Genomic DNA, 6,146 nt, shown 5'->3' on the forward strand with positions numbered 1-6,146 from the left:
ACGGGGCCTCCCTGGCAGTCTGTGTCGTGTCGCAACTACCAGTGTGTCAGACCGTCCCGTTGTCCGCCCCTCCCCGATTTTCCGTCATGAACCTCATTTGCCGCCGTCCAACCCTTGGGGCCGGTGTCGGCATCAGGGAAAGGGCATTCCTTCTCGCGCGTTTCACGGCGCCATTTCGTCAGCGTCGCCTCGGATAAGCCTTCCTCCCGCGTGTAGAAGTCTGCACTTGACCCGCCAAGAGGTTCTTGTCGTGGCGGGTGTCCGACGTCATGCGACGGAGATGATTTTCTCCCGGGCTGTCGGAGCGGTGTCAATGAAGGTCTGCATCGGGGTCCGTCCGAAACACCATCGGCCCTGGTGGGTGCGGACCTCGTTCGATGTACGAGAACAGGTCGCGCCTGGCCTCCTCGCGACAGTCGCGGCAAAGCGCTTGATTCAAACGTACATCGCGCCTCCATCCTGGCGGAATGGCAAGAGGCCCCTGGACCGATCAAGAGAACGACTTGCTCGTCGCGGCTAACTTCGCGATTGTGGTTGAGGATGTCGCGTTAATGACCCGGTTGGGTGCACTGCCCCCTATCGGGATCAAAACCTTTGTCATGAGCCCTTCACGGAGCACCACCAAGCTAAAGGCTCATAAGTGAGCGCTGGAGAATGGCCAATACGCGGGCACGGCCACAGAGGTGAATTGCCAGAGGATACAATAAATGTCAAACAAGAAAACGATGATTCATGTCGTAATGAAGTTTATTTTCATTGCGCATTTATTTTTTAATTCGACCGTCTCTTTCTCGCAAGAATTTGACAGTGGAGAAAGTGCGCTGAACGAACTAACGCGCATGTTAGCCCAACACAAAGAACTCTATTCTCAAAAAATTCAATTCTTTCATAATAATATCGAAGATCCTGAGGCCATAGCCTTAATAACGGATGAGCTGTTGGAGCAATTGAGAAATTTACGAGATGCTATTGCCCCAGATTCTTCTGTGCGCGTTGAATTAGAGGGTCAGCTAGAAGCTCTGGCTGCGATCAGATCTGAAATTCAGAGTGACAAGTCAACATTGAGCGTCGCCCATACTCGAGAAATTAGTAAGACATTGGAAATTTATTCTGCGACTACCCGAGAAAGAATCACAGAAATCATAAATCTTTATAATCAGATTGAGCGAGATATTGTTGAACTTGAGTCAATTAAACTCTTTATGACATACCAAGTCCGGCTTTCCAATTACTCTGGCGCCGCCGAAAGTATGGAATCAATAGCCGAGGTACTTGAGAAAAGAATTTCTGAGCTTGAACAGCTATCTCTATCTATTGAGGAAATACAGCTAGTCCTCTCTTCCGATTAGAGACTCTCGTTTGAGGAAATATCCATGACGGCATTCAAGCTCTTCTGGACTTGGCTTGGCGATGAAATAAACCTCAAAAGAATTAGCTTTTTATGGGGGGTCGCCTTCGTTTTATTTGGTGGTCTTTCAGGATTTACAATTTGGTTTTATCAGGAATATCTTGAGAAAGAAGGTGAACGTGACGGAATAATTGCACCAAACGGGGAAACCACAAGACCAAAAGAGGTCCAGCTTAGAACATCGTTATTGCTATATGACTATGGCATCTTGAGGCAGGAAGCCGGCGACTTAAACGGCGCAGAACGTTCGTTTGACGCTGCGCTTTCCCTAATAGACGCATCTGACCCAAATCAAATGCTTCACTACCAGACAATACTACTGTCTCAAATTCATATCTACCGTGAAATGGGGGAAGATGAGCTATTTGAGGCTTCCTCACAAAAGTATGAAGAATTGTTTCTTTTGGATTAAGGGTCCTAGCATCCTGTCGGAGTTCGCACAGGTGCAGCATGCGCTCGGCGACCTGCCCGGCCGGATCGTCGACCGGCAGCGTCTGCGCGCCCTGCTCGGACATCTGGCGCGGACGCTTCACGTCGGCTTCCTGAACGACTGCTTCTTCGATCCGGCCACCGCGGCTTGCCTCGATCGCGGCCGCGCCGGCGACCGCGGCACCCCGATCCTTCCGCACTGCAGCCCGGATCGCTGCCCGAACGCCTGCATCACCCACCGCCACCTGCCACCGTGGCAGGCCTCGATTGCCGAGGCGGGGCACCTGCTCAAGGACAAGCGGCTGTCGCCCCTGCAACGACGGGCGCTCATCGACGACAATGCCCGCAAACGCCGCCTGATCGATGAGCTGACGGAGGACGCGCCACCATGACCACGCCGATCGGCACCACGGCGGAGACCGCCCTCAGGCAAGCGATGGAGCGGCTCCTCGCCGGACGCCCGACACTCACCGACGGCCGGCTCACCGTCACCAATCTGGCCCGGGAGGCCGGACTGTCCCGCGCCAGTGCCTACCGTGCCGCCGCCATCGTCCAGGCCTTCCGGGATCACATCAGGCAACGCGCTGCCCGTAACATGACACCGGCGGCGCGGCAGGACCGCATCGCCGCGCTCGAAGCCGAACGGGCCGCCCTGCAAAGGTAGGCACGCGATGACCAGCGCGCGCTACGCGCGACCGTGCATGCCATGGCCCAGCGCATCCAGGCCCTGACCCTGCTCGCGCAGGAGCAGGAGCGTCGGATCGCCGGTCTTCATGACGAACTCTCGCGATCCGGCGTGGTCGTCCCGCTGGGCAGGGGCGCTGACGGCTGAGCGGTTCGCGTGCCGGCTGGCTTGGCGTGGCGCTTCATGAACGCGCGGTCCGAACGCAGGAAGGCCTCCAGCATGTGCGGGATGAGTGTCACCGCATCGACCGGTTCGTAGAGCTTGCCATGGTCGGCGGCGTAGAGATCCAGTGCCTCCTTGAGCGGCTTCGGGATCGTCACCGACAGACGCACCGTCTCGATCTTGGGCAGCGGCCCGAGCTTCAACTGGGTCATGCGCCGCCTCCCGCTCCCGCAGGACTCGAGGCGATGCGCCGCGGCGCCATCGCCGGAGGTGTCTCATGGTGCCGCAGGCGCGGCCGATACTGGACGGTCAATGACTTACGCCAAAGCCCCCTCAATGAGACATGTTGACCGTTCAGATAAGAGACATACTCCTTCAACGCGGCATTCAGGGGCGCATCTAAAGTGACTGTCAGGCGGACCGGCGTACGGTCGGGCAGACGGGGCAGTTTGAGCATGGCTCAGCCTCCTCGGTAGGGGCGAAGGACCAAGTCTCGATGCACGATCACACGCAACGGGAACCCGGGGCGGATGGTCAGGGTCGGCTGGACGTCGAGGAAGCGCTCGGTCAGACGCGAGCCGGCGCGGCTGACGTTGCCCTGGAGGGATTCGCGCAAGGCCCGGACCAGCTCGGACTCGCTGTCGCCCAGGGACAGCTCGGTGCCGACACCCAGCAGGGTGGCCAGCACGACGCCCGTGGCCAGGCGGCCGGTGTGATAGTCCACGCCATCTTCCAGGCCGGCGTATCCGGCCGGGTCGGTGGCCGGGAGGTTGTCGATCTGGATGGACGAACCGTCCGGCATGACGATCCGGTGCCAGACCACCAAGGCGCGCGACTGCCCGAAGGCGATGACGCTGTCATAGGTGCCGATCAGGCGCGAGCCCTGCGGGATCAGCAGCACGCGGCCCGTGACGGTGTCGTAGACGTGCTCGGTGACCTGGGCGATCACGGTGCCGGGCAGGTCTGAGTTGAGGCCGGTGATCAGGCTGGCGGCGATGATGCTGCCCGCCATGACCTGATGCGGCGAGGCCGGCGTTTCCAGGGCGTGCGGGTTATAGATGCCGCCGGTCTGGCGCCGGTTCAGGACGTCCAGCTTGGTCTGCTGGCCGTTGGGGTCGCGCTCCGGGTCCAGGGCGAGGCGGTCGGCAGGCAGCGCCAGCGTCGGAGTGTCCGTTCCGACGCGTTGCTGTCCACCTGTATCCGACCTGGCTTCCGTAGCCCCGACCGGCCGGGTATCGATGCGGAACAGCACGCCGGACTCGCGGGCCTGCAGAGCTTGTGCGGCGAGGCGCTGCCGCTCGGCCTCGGCGGCGCGGTTGGCGGGATCGGGCTCCAGGCCGGCGCGGCGGCGGTGTTCCAGAATGGGCCGGCCCAAGTCGCCGGGCAGTGGCGGCCCGAGCACCGGCGGCGGCGCCATGTCGCCGTAGTCGTCGGGCAAGCCCTCCAACCCCTCGGGCGTGGGGGCCCGGCCGGGCGTATACAGATCCACGCCTTCCGATCCCCTCCGCAGATCCGGCCTCTGCAGGGCTAGCAGGGTCACCGTCATCACCGCGCCGGCGCCCAGGGCGGTCAGCCCGATGAGCAGGCCGCGCCGGAAGCGCACCACGCGGCGGGGCGCGGCGCGCAGGGCCAGGGTCTCGGGGTCGGCCTTCGGGGGCGCGGTCATGATCCGCCCCCTTCGGCCGGCTGGCCGTCGGTGCGGGTGATGCGCACCACCTGCTGGTCGTGCCCGCCGAGACGCAGTTCGGCGGCGGCGAACAGGCGGTCGACAATATAATAGTGTCCGCGCATGCGGTAGTTGACGAGCTGGCTGCCGCCGTCGGGGCCGATGATGAACAGCGGCGGGGCCTCGCCCTGGTCGATGCGACGCGGGAAGGTGATGAAGACCTTGTGGCCGTCGTCAAAAGCCCGCACCGGCCGCCACGGGGGATCGTCGCCGCTGATGGCATAGCGGAAACGCAGACCGTCCAGGTTCACGCCGTCCGCGATGGGCCGGCCGGCTTCGGCGTCGGCATTGCGGCGACGCAGGGCCAGGATCTGGTCCGCCGGATAGGTCCAGGACAGGGCGGCCATGGCGGTCGCGTCCGTGCTGACCAGGGCCAGGTGATAGGCGCGGCGGTCGGTGGTGATGACCATGTTGGTGGACAGTTCCGGCGCGAACGGCTTGACCAGAACATGCACACGGCGCTCGGCACCGGCGCCGCTGGTGGTGTCGCCGATGACCCAGCGCACGGTGTCGCCGGCGGCGACCGAGACCAGGGTCTCGCCCGGCTGCAGGGCAATGTCGCTGATCCGTTCCGGCGCGGTGTAGAGGCGGTACAAGGCACCGGGCGTGTAGGGATGAACCTGGATGGCGTTGAGGTAGCCATGCCGGGTCGGCTCGCGGGTCGCGGCCGCGTTGGCGGCGGCGACACGCTCCTCGGGCGGGCGGTCGTCGGATTCGGGCTGGCCGGGCGGCGGCAGCAACTGGCCCGGCAGGGGCAGCGGTTGGGGGACCTCGACGATCTCCACCGGACGCGGCGGCTCCGGTTGGGCGATAGCGGGCCGGAAGTCGTCGCTGTCGTAGCGGATCGACGGCGGCGGGGTGCGGCCGGCGCAGGCGGCCAGCGTCAGCAGGGAGACGGTCGCGGCCAGGGCCGCGCGGGAGCGACGGGGGACGGTCATGGGGCGGTCCTTTCCAGCGGGGGCGCGGACGGATCGGGCTCGGGCAAAGCGGCTGGCGTCGACGGTTCCGGCGCGCCGGTCTCGAAGGTGCGCGACCAGTCGATGGCGGTGATGAACAGGCCGAGCGGATTGGCACGCAGCGCCTCGGCGGTGCGCGGCGGGCGCAGGATCACGGTGAGGATGGCGGTCCAGCGCTCGGTGGCGACCCGGCTGCCGCGCTCGAAGTGCTGCTCCGTCCAGGCGACCTGGAACGAGCGTTCGGAAGCGCGCACCACGCTGGTGATCTGCACGGAGACGCTGCGCTCGCCGATTCGGGCGAAGGGCTTGGCGGCGCGGGCATGGGCGTTCAGGAACACCGCCGCGCGGTCGGTCACCAGGTCGTAGGCGGCGAGCCAGTTCCTCCGCACCAGGACGGGATCGGTGGAGACGGACCGCACGTTGGTGATGAAGCGGCCCAGGTGCCAGGCGATCTGGGCGTCGGTGGGCTGATAGGTCTCCACGGCGGGGGCGACGGCCCGGGCGGCGCCGAAGGTGTCGACCTCGACCACATAGGGCACCACACGGCTCTGCAGGGACTGCCAGACCAGCCCGCCGGACAGGCCCACGGCCAGGGTCAGGCAGCCGAAGGCCATCAGGCGCCAGTTGCGGGCCTGGACGCGGGCGGAGCCGATGCGCTCGTCCCACAGCTGGGCGGCCTTCTGATAGGTTCATGACGGAAAATCGGGGAGGGGCGGACAACGGGACGGTCTGACACACTGGTAGTTGCGACACGACACAGACTGCCAGGGAGGCCCCGTT

8 protein-coding genes and 1 pseudogene are annotated in these 6,146 nt (G+C 63.9%); 4 read left to right on the top strand and 5 right to left on the bottom strand.

Annotated features, from left to right (window positions below; genetic code table 11):
• Positions 1-707 precede the first annotated feature (707 nt).
• The 4 genes from GGD88_RS18180 to GGD88_RS18195 are packed head-to-tail and all read left to right on the top strand — an operon-like array spanning position 708 to position 2,501.
• Positions 708-1,349 carry a hypothetical protein gene (locus GGD88_RS18180; RefSeq protein ID WP_184438146.1) on the top strand — a complete coding sequence of 214 codons (642 nt, stop codon included), beginning with the start codon at positions 708-710 and terminating at the stop codon, positions 1,347-1,349.
• Positions 1,350-1,373: 24 nt separating this feature from the next.
• Positions 1,374-1,820, top strand: coding sequence for a hypothetical protein (locus GGD88_RS18185; protein WP_184438148.1), 447 nt, complete (start codon positions 1,374-1,376; stop codon positions 1,818-1,820).
• Between the two features lie 31 nt (positions 1,821-1,851).
• Positions 1,852-2,229 carry a hypothetical protein gene (locus tag GGD88_RS18190; RefSeq protein WP_184438150.1) on the top strand — a complete coding sequence of 126 codons (378 nt, stop codon included), beginning with the start codon at positions 1,852-1,854 and terminating at the stop codon, positions 2,227-2,229.
• Positions 2,226-2,501, top strand: a complete 276-nt coding sequence (locus GGD88_RS18195; protein ID WP_184438152.1) for a hypothetical protein — start codon at positions 2,226-2,228, stop codon at positions 2,499-2,501. Before GGD88_RS18190 ends, GGD88_RS18195 begins: the two co-directional genes overlap by 4 nt.
• Positions 2,502-2,608: 107 nt before the next feature.
• On the opposite strand, the gene GGD88_RS18200 is transcribed toward GGD88_RS18195, so the two are convergent.
• The 5 genes and pseudogenes from GGD88_RS18200 to trbF form a co-directional block, all read right to left on the bottom strand.
• A complete protein-coding gene (locus tag GGD88_RS18200) occupies positions 2,609-2,896 on the bottom strand; it encodes a DUF2274 domain-containing protein (protein ID WP_184438154.1) in 288 nt (95 codons plus the stop codon).
• Complete coding sequence (locus GGD88_RS19465; RefSeq protein ID WP_184438156.1) at positions 2,893-3,141, bottom strand: DUF2274 domain-containing protein; 249 nt, start codon at positions 3,139-3,141, stop codon at positions 2,893-2,895. The genes GGD88_RS18200 and GGD88_RS19465 overlap by 4 nt, the downstream gene beginning before the upstream one ends.
• Before the next feature lie 3 nt (positions 3,142-3,144).
• The gene (locus tag GGD88_RS18210) at positions 3,145-4,350 is read right to left on the bottom strand and encodes a TraB/TrbI/VirB10 family type IV secretion system protein (protein WP_184438158.1); all 1,206 of its coding nucleotides are present in this window, start codon (positions 4,348-4,350) and stop codon (positions 3,145-3,147) included.
• Positions 4,347-5,348 (bottom strand): P-type conjugative transfer protein TrbG, encoded by a 1,002-nt coding sequence (gene trbG, locus GGD88_RS18215; protein ID WP_184438160.1) that lies wholly within the window; start codon positions 5,346-5,348, stop codon positions 4,347-4,349. Before trbG ends, GGD88_RS18210 begins: the two co-directional genes overlap by 4 nt.
• Positions 5,345-6,040 (bottom strand): annotated as a pseudogene (gene trbF / locus GGD88_RS18220) (conjugal transfer protein TrbF); the annotation flags it as partial. The gene trbG and the pseudogene trbF, both read right to left, overlap by 4 nt.
• Between the last annotated feature and the right edge of the window lie 106 nt (positions 6,041-6,146).

Source organism: Roseospira goensis, from assembly GCF_014197795.1.
Taxonomy (GTDB): domain Bacteria; phylum Pseudomonadota; class Alphaproteobacteria; order Rhodospirillales; family Rhodospirillaceae; genus Rhodospira; species Rhodospira goensis.